Here is a 14,206-nt window from a genome sequence, read left to right on the forward strand (position 1 = left end):
GAGCTACCCTCTTCCCTTTTGTTTTCTTTTACTCTTATTCGTGGTTGTTTTTGGCTTTCTCTAATAAATCAGTGAAAAAGTGGCGTAACGAGTAGAGCATGATCAAACTTGGAATCACCATTAATGACGTTAGTATAAAGAAGGTTGACCAATCATTGAGGAAGTCGACCAGTTCACCGCTAAATGAAGCCAGAGTTGTACGACCGAAATTTCCTAAGGAGGCTAGCAAGGCATATTGCGTTGCCGAGAAAGCTTGCCCGGTTAGTAGCGTTAAAAAAGAGACAAATGCTACTGTCGAAAAGGCGGTTGTGAAGTTATCGACAATAATCGTTGCAAGGAATAAGTTTTCATTCGGTCCTACTTGAGCAATCCATGCAAACATTAGGTTACTGGCTGCCATTGCTACGCCGCCAATCATTAACCCACGTACAATACCAAACTTCACATTGAAGACACTGCCGAGCAAGGTGAAGAATATTGTTGCGCCCCAGCCAATTAACTTGGAGTAGTGTCCGATTTGTTCATTGCTAAAGCCGATCTCTTTATAGAAGGGAATCGACATTCTGCCTAAGAAAGCTTCACCTATCTTAAACAGGAATACGAACAACAGAAGCGTAATAGCAACTTGAACACCGTTTCTCTTAAAGAAATCGTAGAAAGGCTCTAGCACTGTAACACTTAGCCAGGCCACAACTTTAGAACCCACAACCTTGTTATGGCGCTGTTGTGCCTCTTTTTGTAATGCTTCACGTTGTGTTGTTGGCTCACCGACAAACAGGGTGAATAGCATCAGAATGACGACGACACCAGCCATACCATAATACACGCCATTCCAACCTATTGTGTCGGCATTGATAAATGCGAGGTAGCCAGGAAGAGAGTAGCCAGTCCACCATCCCATCACTGCCATTGCGGATGCTTGCGGTAATTTGGTCGATTCAGATTTAGGAAATGAATCAATACGGAAGGCATCAATGGCTATATCTTGGGTTGCAGACGCAATCGCAATTCCAAGAGCCAGCATTGAGGTGAACATTAAGTCATTGGCAGGGTTAACACCGGCAATGAACAGTGTGCAGATCAACACAAAGCTTTGACACAAAAATATCCAGCTGCGTCGTTGGCCTAATATCGTATGTAGAATCGGTAATTTGACTCGGTCTACTAGTGGTGCCCAAAGAAAATTAATCGCATAGACGGCGAACACACTACCAAAATAACCGATGGCAGCACGAGTCAAGCCAGCATCTTTTAGCCAACCAGACATGTTAGAGCCGATAAGAACCCAAGGAAAGCCACTCGAACAACCCAACATAAACACCCAAAGTAGACGTTTATCTAGGTAGCTACGGAAGGTCTGCATCCAAGAAAGGGAGGGAGTGCCAGATGACATGGGGCGTCCTTGTATAGAAAAACGCCCTTAAGAGGTTAAGGGCGCTGTATGATGTTACTTAAGAAGTGTTACTTTATTGATGATGATAGGGTCAGCTGGGATATCTGACATACGGCCGATTCGCTTAGTCGGAATGGTCGCCATTTTTTGTACGACATCAAATCCTTCAGTCACAGTGCCAAAAACAGCGTAGCCCGGGTTACCACCTTTTGCATTCAAGAAATCGTTATCAGAAAAGTTGATAAAGAACTGACGAGTCGCAGAATCTGGAGCGTTAGTGCGAGCCATTGCGATCGTTGCGACATCATTTTTCAGACCGTTACTGCCTTCATTTTTGATAGGGGCATAAGTCGCCTGTTGATTCATGTCTTGATCGAAGCCGCCACCTTGCGCCATAAAGCCAGGAATAACACGGTGGAAGATAGTGCCTTCGTAGCTACCGTCTGCCACGTATTTTAGGAAGTTATCAACACTAACCGGAGCTTGTTCTTGGTTTAGCTCAATCGTGAAGTCGCCTAATGTTGTTTCAACGTTCACTTTAGGACCTGCCCAAACGCTCACGCTCACCAGCATTAATACTATAGAAGTTAGAATACGGCTCATTAGAAGCGTTCTTTCATGTAGTTTTGTAGTTCAGGGTCATTCGCGATTTCAGTAAGAACCAAGTTGATCACATCGTTAAGAACCATTGAGATGTCGTCGTTTGAAGCACTTAATGCACCAGTACGAGTTGCGGTACCGTTGAATGTTTTAACGAGCTTACCTTCAGGTGTCTCGGCCGTTACTTCAAGCGTTACCTTACCGTCCATTTTGTTTTCCATAATGGTGTGTTCTACGGTAACAAGTGCTTCTTGAATCTCTAAAACAATTGAGTTTTCACTGTTAACGCTTGCACGAAAACCTTGAGACTCTAACTGTTGAGCTACAGCGTTTTCTAGAGAAATACGCATGTTTTGCTTAGCATGAATTGGCTGAATATTTGAACGGCCACTATCAACCAATGCTACATATTGAGCTGCACGAACATCTTTACTGGTTAGTGTGTATGTTTTGCCTTGTACAAGGTTGCTTGAGCTTAGTGAAGCTTCTGGCATTACATTGATCTGTTCTTGCTGAGGGGCAGAACATGCTGTCAATGCCATAATAGAAGCAGCCAAAATCAGTTTTTTCATTCCTTTATCCTTTCTAAATTCACACCAGAAGCTCGGTATCTTAAATTCTTGTGAAGTCGTTTCTGCTTATTTATTAAAATTCGCAGGCTCTCTTGTTGCTTGTAATATCTCAAATTTTTGGTTTAGTTCAAGCGTTTCAACGTTAGCTTCACCAAATAATCTTGCTAGTTTGACATCGTATCCGAGGTGTCGGTTACCAATAACAATTAATTTGCCTCCGTTACTAAGAACATGCTTTGCATCACAGAACATTTGCCATGCGATGTGGTCTGTAATCGCTTGTTGCTGGTGGAACGGAGGATTACACATAACTAAGTATGTGCTGTTTTTCTTGAAGCCATCTAAACAGTTGTTGGCGATGAACTGGAAGTTACCTTCTTCACCAAGGTTATCCTTGACGTTTTGGCGCGCCGACTCCACCGCCATAAAGCTTTCATCCACACAGGTGATACGAGCTTGTGGGTTCAATTGCCCTGCTTTTACGCTCAATACACCGTTGCCACAGCCTAAGTCGATGATATGACGTAGCTCAGGATCTTGAGGGATGTGCTCAAGCATATAACGAGCGCCTTGATCGAGAGCTTCCCCTGAGTAAACATTTGGTAAATTTTTCAGGCGGATATCTTCACCGTCTACATCCCATTCAATATAAGGTTCTACTGTTTGAATCGGTTGGCAGTTTGGAGAAGAGAACACAAGGCGATGCTTTTTCTTAGCCAGAGAGGTTTTGGTTTCACCGAGATATTTTTCAAACAGGTTCAGTGTTGAAGTGTGAATCTCTTTTACTTTATTCACACCAATCACTTGGCAACCTTCAGGCAATGCTTGGCGCAACTGGCTCAATTGCCATATTAGGTGGCGGTTGGTTTTTGGCAATTGCATGATGACAAGGTCGATACCGTGTGGGATATCATCCATAGTGTTTAAAAAGTTCACGCGGTTGCTCTGATTACGCTGTAAGTTTTTTAGCGTTCCGCGATGAGAGATAAAAGAGTCACTCATCATAGTCACGTCATGATCTTTAGAGAACCAAGCGGATAGGGCGCCAAAGCTGTCGTTCATGATCAGGATGTGTTTACCAGGTTCAAGATTCATCTTTTCAACATGGCTAATTAGGTATTCGTCGCCCGCATCCCAAGCTTGAAGGGTTTCATTTGAACGGTTAGGGAAACGATTTAGGGTTAAAGTTCTATCGTGAAGGGTAAGTTCGGTTTTCATTGCTTGAGATACTTATGTAAGAAATAACAAAGATATTGTCTCAAATGCAGGCTGAACAAGATAGAAAAAACTCAACCAAACCTACGCCATTTGCTATCAAATACTCAGACACTCGACCTGTTAGGGTTTATACTCACCTCACGGTTAATGCCAATACGTTATTAAGGAATCACAATGATCCAAGAAGTTATCGAAACAAAATTGCACAATGAGTTTTCACCAAGTCATTTAAACGTGGTCAATGAGAGCTATATGCACAATGTTCCGGCTGGTTCTGAGAGTCATTTCAAAGTGATTGTTGTCAGCGATGCGTTTGAAGGTTTGCGTCTTATTGCTCGTCATCGAGCGATAAATAAAGCACTTTCAGAAGAGCTAGCGAATAATATTCACGCATTGTCCATTCACACTTATACAAAAGATGAATGGATGAAGCAGCTAGATAACGTGCCAGATAGCCCTATGTGCATGGGCGGTGGTAAGTAATAGAACTCACGAATTTAAAATAGGTGGCTATGCCGCCTTTTTTGTCGTCAAATTTTTCTTTTGGTTGTTGTTATATCACTCAAACTGATGGTAAATCGAACGACTAAAAATACCTATAATGAGTAATGTTTTTATTAACAGTGTTTCAACATAACTCGTAAAATATTAGTTTGTGACAGAGTATTAATCTCTTGTTTAAAACACGATTCAAAAGCCAATTTATCTGTGCGGCTCGTCAAATTTATACATATTTGAGAGTCCATATGCTTCAAATCTCACCAAATAAAGGCCGTATTCAAGTTATTGGTCATGGCATCAAGTTGTCAAAAAATGCTAGAATACGGCACCTGATAAATCTCACATAATCTTTGTGATGAGTTTATTAACGTAATGTTGCGATTTTGGTATCTCAAATTTACCAAAACCGGACACTGTAATGTCGTGTCTAAGGGCGATTTTAAAACGTCCCGAATTTACGCAATTAAAAGAATCTTTTTCCCGATAAAGTAGTGCAAGTGCGTATGATTACAATAAAGAAGGGTTTGGATCTTCCTATCGCAGGAACTCCATCCCAGGTGATTAATGATGGTAAGTCCATCACTAAAGTCGCCTTGCTTGGCGAAGAGTACGTTGGTATGCGTCCTACGATGCATGCTCGCGTTGGTGATGAAGTGAAGAAAGGCCAAGTTCTTTTTGCAGATAAAAAGAACCCAGGTGTTGTATTTACTTCTCCAGCAAGCGGTAAAGTTATTGAAGTGAACCGTGGTGCTAAGCGTGTTCTTCAATCAGTAGTGATTGAAGTAGCAGGCAATGAGCAAATCACGTTCAATAGCTATGAAGCTAACCAATTAACAGGCCTTGACCGTGAAACGGTTAAAGCTCAGTTAGTTGAGTCTGGCGCATGGACCGCTTTGCGAACTCGTCCGTTCAGCAAGGTTCCAGCAGTTGATTCTGAAACTCAGGCTATTTTCGTTACTGCTATGGATACTAATCCGTTAGCAGCTGAGCCAGAATTAATCATTAACGAGCAGTCTGATGCTTTCGTTGCTGGTTTAGATCTTCTTTCAACTCTGACTAACGGTAAAGTGTACGTTTGTAAAAAAGGTACTAGCTTACCTCGTTCAGCTCAGTCTAACGTTGAAGAACATGTTTTTGATGGCCCACACCCTGCAGGTCTTGCAGGCACGCATATGCATTACCTATATCCGGTAAATGCACAAAATGTAGCGTGGAGCATTAACTACCAAGACGTTATCGCATTCGGTAAGCTTTTCCTTACTGGTGAGATCTACTCTGAGCGTGTTGTTTCTCTGGCTGGTCCAGTAGTGAACAACCCACGTTTAGTTCGTACTCAAATTGGTGCTAGCCTTGAAGAGTTAACGGACAGCGAGTTGATGCCAGGTGAAGTTCGCCTGATCTCAGGTTCAGTGTTATCTGGTGTTCACGCTTCAGGTCCACATGCTTACCTTGGCCGTTACCATCAACAGGTTTCGGTTCTTCGTGAAGGTCGTGATAAAGAACTATTCGGCTGGGCTATGCCTGGTAAGAACAAGTTCTCTGTTACTCGTTCATTCCTTGGTCACGTGTTTAAAGGTCAGTTGTTCAACATGACAACGACGACAAACGGTAGTGATCGCTCTATGGTTCCAATTGGTAACTACGAGAAAGTAATGCCATTGGATATGGAGCCTACTTTGCTGCTTCGCGATCTATGCGCTGGTGACGTCGATAGTGCACAAGCACTTGGTGCACTAGAGCTAGATGAAGAAGATTTAGCACTGTGTACCTTTGTATGTCCTGGTAAGTACGAGTACGGTCAGTTACTTCGTGAATGCCTAGATACAATTGTGAAGGAAGGGTAATTTTCATGGGCCTTAAAAAGTTTATTGAAGACATCGAGCATCATTTTGAACCAGGTGGTAAACACGAAACGTGGTTTGCGCTTTACGAAGCAGCAGCAACACTTTTCTACACACCAGGTACAGTTACAAAGAAAAGCTCGCACGTCCGTGATAGCGTTGATTTAAAACGTATCATGATCATGGTTTGGCTTGCGGTATTCCCAGCAATGTTCTGGGGTATGTACAACGCAGGTGGTCAAGCTATCGCAGCACTTAACCACATGTACGCAGGCACTGAATTAGTTTCTGTTATTGGTGGCAACTGGCACTACTGGCTAACCGAAATGCTTGGAGCCTCCTTAGGGCCCGATGCAGGTGTTGGCAGTAAGATGCTACTCGGTGCGACTTACTTCCTACCTATCTATGCGACGGTGTTTATCGTCGGTGGCTTCTGGGAAGTACTGTTCTGTATGGTGCGTAAGCACGAAGTCAACGAAGGTTTCTTTGTTACTTCTATCTTATTCGCGCTTATCGTTCCGCCAACACTTCCTCTATGGCAAGCAGCACTAGGTATTACCTTCGGTGTTGTTGTAGCTAAAGAGATCTTTGGTGGTACAGGTCGTAACTTCCTGAACCCTGCGCTTGCTGGTCGTGCTTTCCTATTCTTTGCATACCCTGCACAGATTTCAGGTGATGTAGTTTGGACCGCTGCAGATGGCTTCTCTGGTGCAACTGCTCTTAGCCAATGGGCTCAAGGCGGTGGTAGTGCACTAATGAACGTAACATCGGGTGAAGCAATCACTTGGATGGACGCATTCATTGGTAACATTCCAGGTTCTATCGGTGAAGTTTCAACGCTTGCACTTATGATTGGTGCAGCAATGATTGTTTACATGGGCATTGCTTCATGGCGCATCATTGCAGGTGTAATGATCGGTATGATTGCAGTATCAACACTATTTAACGTGATTGGTTCTGACACTAATGCAATGTTCAGCATGCCTTGGCATTGGCACCTAGTACTAGGTGGCTTCGCATTCGGTATGTTCTTCATGGCGACCGACCCTGTATCAGCTTCATTTACCAATAAAGGTAAGTGGTGGTACGGCATCCTAATCGGCGCAATGTGTGTGATGATTCGTGTAGTTAACCCTGCATATCCAGAAGGCATGATGCTTGCGATTCTATTCGCAAACCTATTTGCTCCTCTGTTTGACCACGTTGTAATCGAGAAGAACATTAAGCGGAGACTAGCGCGCTATGGCAAGTAATAACGATAGCATTAAAAAGACGCTGTTTGTTGTTATCGCATTGAGCTTAGTGTGCTCAATCATCGTTTCAACAGCTGCAGTTGTTCTTAAACCTAAGCAACAAGCTAACGCAGTTCTGGATCAGCAAACTAAGATCCTTGAAGTTGCGGGCATTGAACTTGCGGGTAATATTCCAGCACTGTACGCAGAGAACATTGAACCTCGTCTAGTTGATTTCGCTACTGGCGATTTCGTGGACGGCGACGCTGCTGCATACGACCAACGTAAAGCGGCAAAAGATCCAGCTCAGTCAATCAAGCTTTCAGCTGAAGATGACATCGCTAAGATCATTCGTCGTGCTAACACGGGTACTGTATACCTAGTGAAAGATGGCGCTGAAACTTCTAAAGTTATCATCCCTGTTCACGGTAACGGCCTTTGGTCAATGATGTACGCATTCGTTGCGGTAGAAACTGATGGCAACACAGTTTCTGGTATCACTTACTACGAGCAAGGTGAAACTCCTGGACTTGGTGGTGAAGTTGAGAACCCAACTTGGCGCGCTCAATTCGTTGGTAAGAAATTATTCGACGAAAACCACAAACCTGCAATCCAGGTTGTTAAAGGTGGCGCTCCTCAAGGTTCTGAGCACGGTGTAGATGGCCTTTCTGGTGCAACACTGACTAGCGTTGGTGTTCAACATACATTTGACTTCTGGTTAGGTGATATGGGCTTTGGTCCGTTCCTAGCAAAAGTTCGTGACGGAGGTCTGAACTAATGTCTAGTGCAAAAGAAATTAAAAAGAGCATCTTAGCGCCTGTTTTGGATAACAACCCAATCGCGCTACAGGTTCTTGGTGTGTGTTCTGCTCTTGCGGTAACCACTAAGCTAGAAACAGCATTTGTTATGACTATCGCAGTAATGTTCGTTACTGCTCTGTCTAACTTCTTCGTTTCTTTGATCCGTAACCACATTCCTAACAGTGTGCGTATCATCGTTCAGATGGCAATTATCGCATCATTAGTAATCGTGGTAGACCAAGTGCTTAAAGCATACCTATACGATATCTCTAAGCAGCTATCTGTATTCGTAGGCCTAATCATTACTAACTGTATTGTAATGGGTCGCGCTGAAGCGTTCGCAATGAAGTCTGCGCCAATCCCATCTTTCATCGATGGTATTGGTAACGGTCTTGGTTACGGTTTCGTTCTTATCACTGTTGGTTTCTTCCGTGAGCTTCTAGGTTCTGGCAAACTATTTGGTATGGAAGTTCTACCTCTAGTGAGCAACGGTGGTTGGTATCAGCCAAACGGCTTGATGCTTCTAGCACCTTCAGCATTCTTCTTAATTGGTTTCTTGATTTGGGCAATTCGTGTGTTCAAACCAGAGCAAATAGAAGCGAAGGGGTAAGGTAGTCATGGAACATTATATTAGTCTGCTAGTTAAATCGATTTTCATCGAAAACATGGCGCTTTCTTTCTTCCTAGGTATGTGTACATTCCTAGCGGTTTCTAAGAAAGTTAAAACTTCTTTTGGTCTTGGTGTTGCGGTAGTTGTAGTACTTACAATCGCTGTTCCTGTAAACAACCTTGTTTACACGCACATTCTAAAAGAAAATGCACTTGTTGCCGGTGTCGATTTAAGTTTCCTTAACTTCATCGCATTCATTGGTGTTATCGCAGCACTTGTACAAATCCTAGAGATGGTTTTAGACCGTTTTTTCCCACCTTTGTACAACGCACTAGGTATCTTCCTTCCTCTGATCACAGTTAACTGTGCAATCTTTGGTGGTGTATCTTTCATGGTAACTCGTGACTACAACTTTGCTGAATCCGTTGTTTACGGCTTTGGTTCTGGTGTGGGTTGGATGTTAGCTATCGTTGCTCTTGCGGGTATCCGTGAGAAGATGAAGTACTCTGACGTACCCCCAGGTCTACGTGGCCTTGGTATCACGTTCATTACTGTTGGCCTGATGGCGTTAGGCTTTATGTCTTTCTCTGGTGTTCAACTGTAGGGTAAGCACCCAGTAATAAGGAATAACAAATGCAAAGCATTATTCTTGGCGTAGCGATGTTTACCATTATTGTATTGGCTCTAGTACTAGTGATTCTTTTCGCTAAGTCTAAGCTAGTACCATCAGGTGACATCACTATTTCAGTAAACGGCGACCCTGAAAAGGCGATCGTTACTCAACCTGGTAGCAAGCTACTTGGTGCCCTTGCTGGCGCTGGTATCTTTGTATCTTCTGCTTGTGGTGGCGGTGGCTCTTGTGGTCAGTGTCGCGTGAAAGTGAAGTCTGGTGGTGGCGACATCTTACCAACTGAACTTGATCACATCACAAAAGGTGAAGCTCGCGAAGGCGAACGTCTTGCATGTCAAGTTGCTATGAAAACTGACATGGAGATTGAACTAGACGAAGATATCTTTGGTGTTAAAAAGTGGGAATGTACTGTTATCTCTAACGATAACGAAGCTACTTTCATCAAAGAATTGGCTCTAGCTATCCCTGAAGGTGAAGAAGTTCCGTTCCGCGCGGGTGGTTACATTCAGATTGAAGCTGAACCACATCACGTGAAATACGCAGATTACGATATTCCTGATGAATATCGTGGTGACTGGGATAAGTTCAACTTGTTCCGTTACGAGTCTATCGTTAAAGAGCATTCGATCCGTGCTTACTCTATGGCTTCATACCCAGAAGAGAAAGGCATCATTAAGCTTAACGTGCGTATCGCAACTCCGCCACCAAACAACCCTGATGTAGCTCCTGGTGTGATGTCTTCATACATCTGGTCTCTTAAAGAAGGCGACAAATGTACTATTTCAGGTCCATTTGGTGAGTTCTTTGCTAAAGACACAGACAATGAAATGGTATTCATCGGTGGTGGTGCAGGTATGGCGCCAATGCGTTCACATATCTTTGACCAACTTAAGCGTCTTAACTCTACTCGTAAGATGTCTTACTGGTACGGTGCCCGTTCTAAGCGTGAGATGTTCTACATTGAAGATTTCGATGGCCTAGCGGCTGCAAACGAGAACTTCGTGTGGCACTGTGCACTGTCTGATCCTCAACCAGAGGACAACTGGGACGGTTACACAGGTTTCATCCATAACGTATTGTACGAAAACTACCTGAAGGATCACGAAGCTCCTGAAGACTGTGAGTACTATATGTGTGGTCCACCAATGATGAACGCGGCTGTTATCGGCATGCTGAAAGATCTTGGTGTAGAAGATGAAAACATCTTACTAGATGACTTCGGTGGTTAATCCATTTAAGTGATTGATATTATGGCTGACTCTTGCGAGTCAGCCATTTGTTTTTCTAAGACTATTTTTGACAACATACTGGCTTATATAAGAAAGAGTAAGGCATTCAAAATACCTATTTTTTACTTTTATTTTTCCTTATATAAATCCTCAACATTAGACAGGAGTAAGCAAGTGAGAATTTGGCTTGTTGCATTAACTTCTTTGATTTTTCTTGCGGGCTGTGAGCAGGCAAGAGAGCAAGTGCATTTAAGTGGCCCTACAATGGGTACTAGTTACAACATTAAGTACATTAATGGTGATGAATTTCCGGAGTCTAATGAGGTTCATACCGAGGTCGACCGTCTGCTTGAAGAAGTGAACGATCAAATGTCGACCTACCGTGAGGACTCAGAGCTGAGCCGTTTTAACCAGCATAAAGGTGCCGACGCATTCGAGGTGTCTGAACAAACTGCTACCGTTGTGAAAGAAGCGATTCGTTTGAACGGTCTTACTGAAGGTGCGTTGGATGTTACGGTTGGTCCATTAGTTAACCTTTGGGGTTTTGGTCCTGAAGCTCGTCCTGAGGTGGTTCCATCGGACGAAGAGCTTGCGGCTCGCAAGGCTAAGGTTGGTATTCACCACTTAAGCGTTAAAGGTAATAAGCTAAGCAAAGATTTGCCTAACTTGTATGTTGATCTTTCAACTATCGCAAAAGGTTGGGGGGTGGATGTGGTTGCTGATTACCTTGATTCAATTGGTATCCATAATTACATGGTCGAAGTTGGTGGTGAAATCCGCTTGAAAGGCTTAAACCGTGAGAATGTGGGTTGGCGTATCGCCATAGAGAAGCCAACAGTCGATGAGCGCAACATTCAAGAGATCATCGAACCGGGTGACATGGCGATCGCAACGTCTGGTGACTACCGTAACTATTTTGAGCGCGATGGTGTTCGTTATTCACACATTATCAACCCAGAAACAGGTAAGCCGCTTCATCATAAAGTGGTTTCTGTAACTGTTTTAAACCCGTCTTCAATGACTGCAGATGGCTTATCTACAGGCATTATGGTCTTAGGTGAAGAAAAAGGACTGGAAGTCGCGAACCAACATAACATCCCTGTGTTCATGGTGGTAAAAACAGCAGATGGCTTTAAAGAAATTGCTTCTGAAGCATTTAAGCCATACTTAGGTAAATAAGGTAAGCGAGATAATTATGAATACATTTCTGATTACATTTGGTGTTTTTCTTGCAGTAATCGCAGCGATGTCTATTGGCTATATTATCCAAAAGAAAGTTGTGAAGGGTAGCTGTGGTGGCTTAGGTGCTGTTGGTATTGATAAAGTATGTAACTGTCCTGAACCTTGTGATGCGCGCAAAAAGCGTGAAGCACGTGAAGCATACCGCGAAGAGAAACTGGCTGAGCGTCAGCAAAAAGAAGCTTCTTGGAATAAAGATCGTATTGCTTAGTTTCGATGGTGCTTAATTGCGACAGTGTTTAGTTACGAAAGTGTTTAGTTGCAAGTGCGACAGTACTTAGTTGCAGTTGTGATAGTGATTAATAGCAATAATGATTAGGAGCGAAACAGGCTCCCCAAAAAACAAAGAGCCCAAGGTTAATGCCTTGGGCTCTTTTCGTTTTAAAAGTTGAGGAGGTTCGGTGCTCTAGGAAAGTAAGAACTACTCATTAATGCGTTGAAGGTTGTTACGAGCGCATATCAGTTGGTTTCGACCTTGCTCTTTCGCGGCATAAAGCAGTTCGTCTGCTGCTTTGATTTGCTCGTCTAAAGAGCCTACTTGGTCGGTCACGCCAATGCTTATGCTCACTTTAATCACATGTGAATCATGCAGCACTTCATTATTTTCAATTGCGACTCTCATCGACTCTAAGAGATCCACAAAATCTTCATATGGCCCGCATGACTGAATACAAAACTCTTCGCCACCGAAGCGAACCGCTAAATCATCCTTAAAATGTTCCTTGATGATTTTTCCAACCTCAACGAGTACCGCATCGCCACCATCGTGGCCGTAGGTATCGTTGACCTTTTTAAAGAAATCGATATCCATCATAGCGATACTACGATGTTCGCAGCCTTTACATGCTTTATTGAATAGGTAGCGACGGTTCCAAAGTCCGGTCAGAGCATCCTCGTTTGCATGACGAAACAGCTCATTGGTCGCTTCTTTCATGTCTAGTAATTGGTGAATACGGCAGAAAAATTCTTCTTGGTTAAATGGCTTATAAAGGAAGTCGTTGGCGCCAGCTTTAAGGAAGCGAGCTGTCATTGTACGATCATCACTGCCAGATAGACCAAGAATAGCGAGTTGATTACGATCGTGTTGGACTCGAATATCACGAGTCATCGAAATGCCATCTTTGTTCGGCATGTCATGGTCGGTAACGACAAAAGTGATATCAGGATCGTTTTGGAGGAGCTCTAGTGCTTGCTCTCCATCTTCCGCTTGAATCGTTTGAATATATTGATGCTCAAGAAGTTGGACGACATATCGACGAACCACAGCAGAATCATCAACTACTAAGGCTTTATGGTATCGGTTATTCGAGATTCGATTAACCAGAGGAAGTAAGTAACTGACTGACGACATGCTGTCTTTGAGGATGTAATCAAGCACACCTTTTGCGAGTACTTGCTCTCGAAGTGTGTTGTTGAACATGCCCGTGAGCACAATGATTTTTTGTTGATAGCCGAGTACCAAATCAATGATCTCACCATCTTGGCCATCGGGTAAGCAGTAATCGAGCACCGCACACAAGAAATCCGTCTCTTGCTCTAAGATAGCTTTGGCTTCTGCTACAGATTCAGCCAGTGAAACATCATAGCCATCGTTTTTAAATTGTTGGTACAGGTAGTTTCTGAATGCACGACTGTCCTCTACTACTAGTATTTTCTCACTCAAAAGCTATCCCTACTTATAGACTAAATACTCCTTAACAATACTATCAGAATAGTAGGCGGCTATTGAAGAGAAACCTGTTGAGCTGGACTCCAGATCATTTTAAATTTGAGAATAATTGATTATACTGTTCATAGATACAGTTGTAAGGTTGAGTTATTCCTAGATGTGTAGTGCGGGCGAAGAGAAAGTTAGAAAAATAATCCATGTTGATATGGATTGCTTTTAAACTTGAGGGTGTTGCGCATTTGTAGCAGGTTGTAAGTAGACTGTTCTCTGCTACTGTTAAACTTTTAGGTATTGTCTTGTGTAGGAGAGTGTATGCAGAGAATCAGCGACAAAGTTTTTAATGGTCACTGGATTTATTTGGATGATTCGAATACACCTATACTCTTGCCTTCTTTGTATGCTCGCTATACAACTCATAAGGGGGTGTCTATAGAGTTGAAGTCCAAATTTGATCGAATTTCATCCAAAACTGAACATTGTTTTGAAGAAGTTGAAATAGGCACAAATGGACAATATGTACGATCTAATCAAATAGGATTATTTTTGGAGTGGGTTGAAGAACAAAATATTTCTGGAAGTCAATTATCCTTGACGAATCATACTGCAATGCCCAGTGAACTTATTAATAGCTACATTAACGATTACCTGATTTTGTAGTGGTCAACTAAAAT

15 protein-coding genes are annotated in these 14,206 nt (G+C 42.9%); 10 read left to right on the plus strand and 5 right to left on the minus strand.

Annotated features, from left to right (window positions below):
- Positions 1-34: 34 nt before the first annotated feature.
- From BCU75_RS21800 to BCU75_RS21815, 4 genes are all read right to left on the minus strand, one after another.
- Positions 35-1,393: an AmpG family muropeptide MFS transporter gene (locus BCU75_RS21800; RefSeq protein WP_102475077.1), complete on the minus strand. Its 1,359-nt coding sequence runs from the start codon at positions 1,391-1,393 to the stop codon at positions 35-37.
- Between the two features lie 54 nt (positions 1,394-1,447).
- Positions 1,448-1,996: a peptidylprolyl isomerase gene (locus tag BCU75_RS21805; protein ID WP_076677917.1), complete on the minus strand. Its 549-nt coding sequence runs from the start codon at positions 1,994-1,996 to the stop codon at positions 1,448-1,450.
- Positions 1,996-2,565, minus strand: coding sequence for a YajG family lipoprotein (locus BCU75_RS21810; protein ID WP_004735204.1), 570 nt, complete (start codon positions 2,563-2,565; stop codon positions 1,996-1,998). Before BCU75_RS21810 ends, BCU75_RS21805 begins: the two co-directional genes overlap by 1 nt.
- 66 nt (positions 2,566-2,631) lie before the next feature.
- Positions 2,632-3,783, minus strand: a complete 1,152-nt coding sequence (locus tag BCU75_RS21815) for a methyltransferase (protein ID WP_102475078.1) — start codon at positions 3,781-3,783, stop codon at positions 2,632-2,634.
- Between the two features lie 174 nt (positions 3,784-3,957).
- On the opposite strand from BCU75_RS21815, the gene bolA reads away from it, so the two are divergent.
- From bolA to nqrM, 9 genes are all read left to right on the plus strand, one after another.
- A complete protein-coding gene (gene bolA / locus BCU75_RS21820) occupies positions 3,958-4,266 on the plus strand; it encodes a transcriptional regulator BolA (RefSeq protein ID WP_102466319.1) in 309 nt (102 codons plus the stop codon).
- Between the two features lie 521 nt (positions 4,267-4,787).
- On the plus strand, positions 4,788-6,128 hold the full coding sequence (locus BCU75_RS21825; protein ID WP_076677922.1) for a Na(+)-translocating NADH-quinone reductase subunit A: 1,341 nt from the start codon (positions 4,788-4,790) through the stop codon (positions 6,126-6,128).
- Positions 6,129-6,133: 5 nt separating this feature from the next.
- A complete protein-coding gene (locus BCU75_RS21830) occupies positions 6,134-7,378 on the plus strand; it encodes an NADH:ubiquinone reductase (Na(+)-transporting) subunit B (protein ID WP_076677924.1) in 1,245 nt (414 codons plus the stop codon).
- Positions 7,368-8,135, plus strand: a complete 768-nt coding sequence (locus tag BCU75_RS21835; protein ID WP_004735209.1) for a Na(+)-translocating NADH-quinone reductase subunit C — start codon at positions 7,368-7,370, stop codon at positions 8,133-8,135. The genes BCU75_RS21830 and BCU75_RS21835 overlap by 11 nt, the downstream gene beginning before the upstream one ends.
- Entirely contained in the window at positions 8,135-8,767 is a 633-nt protein-coding gene (locus tag BCU75_RS21840; RefSeq protein WP_076677928.1) for an NADH:ubiquinone reductase (Na(+)-transporting) subunit D, read from the plus strand. The genes BCU75_RS21835 and BCU75_RS21840 overlap by 1 nt, the downstream gene beginning before the upstream one ends.
- Positions 8,768-8,774: 7 nt before the next feature.
- A complete protein-coding gene (nqrE, locus tag BCU75_RS21845) occupies positions 8,775-9,371 on the plus strand; it encodes an NADH:ubiquinone reductase (Na(+)-transporting) subunit E (protein WP_004735211.1) in 597 nt (198 codons plus the stop codon).
- A gap of 29 nt (positions 9,372-9,400) precedes the next feature.
- Positions 9,401-10,627: an NADH:ubiquinone reductase (Na(+)-transporting) subunit F gene (nqrF, locus tag BCU75_RS21850; RefSeq protein ID WP_076677930.1), complete on the plus strand. Its 1,227-nt coding sequence runs from the start codon at positions 9,401-9,403 to the stop codon at positions 10,625-10,627.
- A gap of 174 nt (positions 10,628-10,801) precedes the next feature.
- Positions 10,802-11,806 (plus strand): FAD:protein FMN transferase, encoded by a 1,005-nt coding sequence (locus tag BCU75_RS21855; RefSeq protein WP_102475079.1) that lies wholly within the window; start codon positions 10,802-10,804, stop codon positions 11,804-11,806.
- 16 nt (positions 11,807-11,822) lie between these two features.
- A complete protein-coding gene (nqrM, locus tag BCU75_RS21860) occupies positions 11,823-12,077 on the plus strand; it encodes a (Na+)-NQR maturation NqrM (RefSeq protein WP_004735214.1) in 255 nt (84 codons plus the stop codon).
- Positions 12,078-12,287: 210 nt separating this feature from the next.
- Here nqrM and BCU75_RS21865 read toward each other — a convergent pair whose 3' ends face one another.
- A complete protein-coding gene (locus tag BCU75_RS21865; RefSeq protein ID WP_102475080.1) occupies positions 12,288-13,529 on the minus strand; it encodes a diguanylate cyclase in 1,242 nt (413 codons plus the stop codon).
- 318 nt (positions 13,530-13,847) lie between these two features.
- Here BCU75_RS21865 and BCU75_RS21870 point away from each other — a divergent pair, with 318 nt between their 5' ends.
- Entirely contained in the window at positions 13,848-14,192 is a 345-nt protein-coding gene (locus BCU75_RS21870) for a hypothetical protein (protein ID WP_241905401.1), read from the plus strand.
- Positions 14,193-14,206 lie beyond the last annotated feature (14 nt).

The organism is Vibrio splendidus (genome assembly GCF_002873455.1).
Taxonomy (GTDB): domain Bacteria; phylum Pseudomonadota; class Gammaproteobacteria; order Enterobacterales; family Vibrionaceae; genus Vibrio; species Vibrio splendidus_J.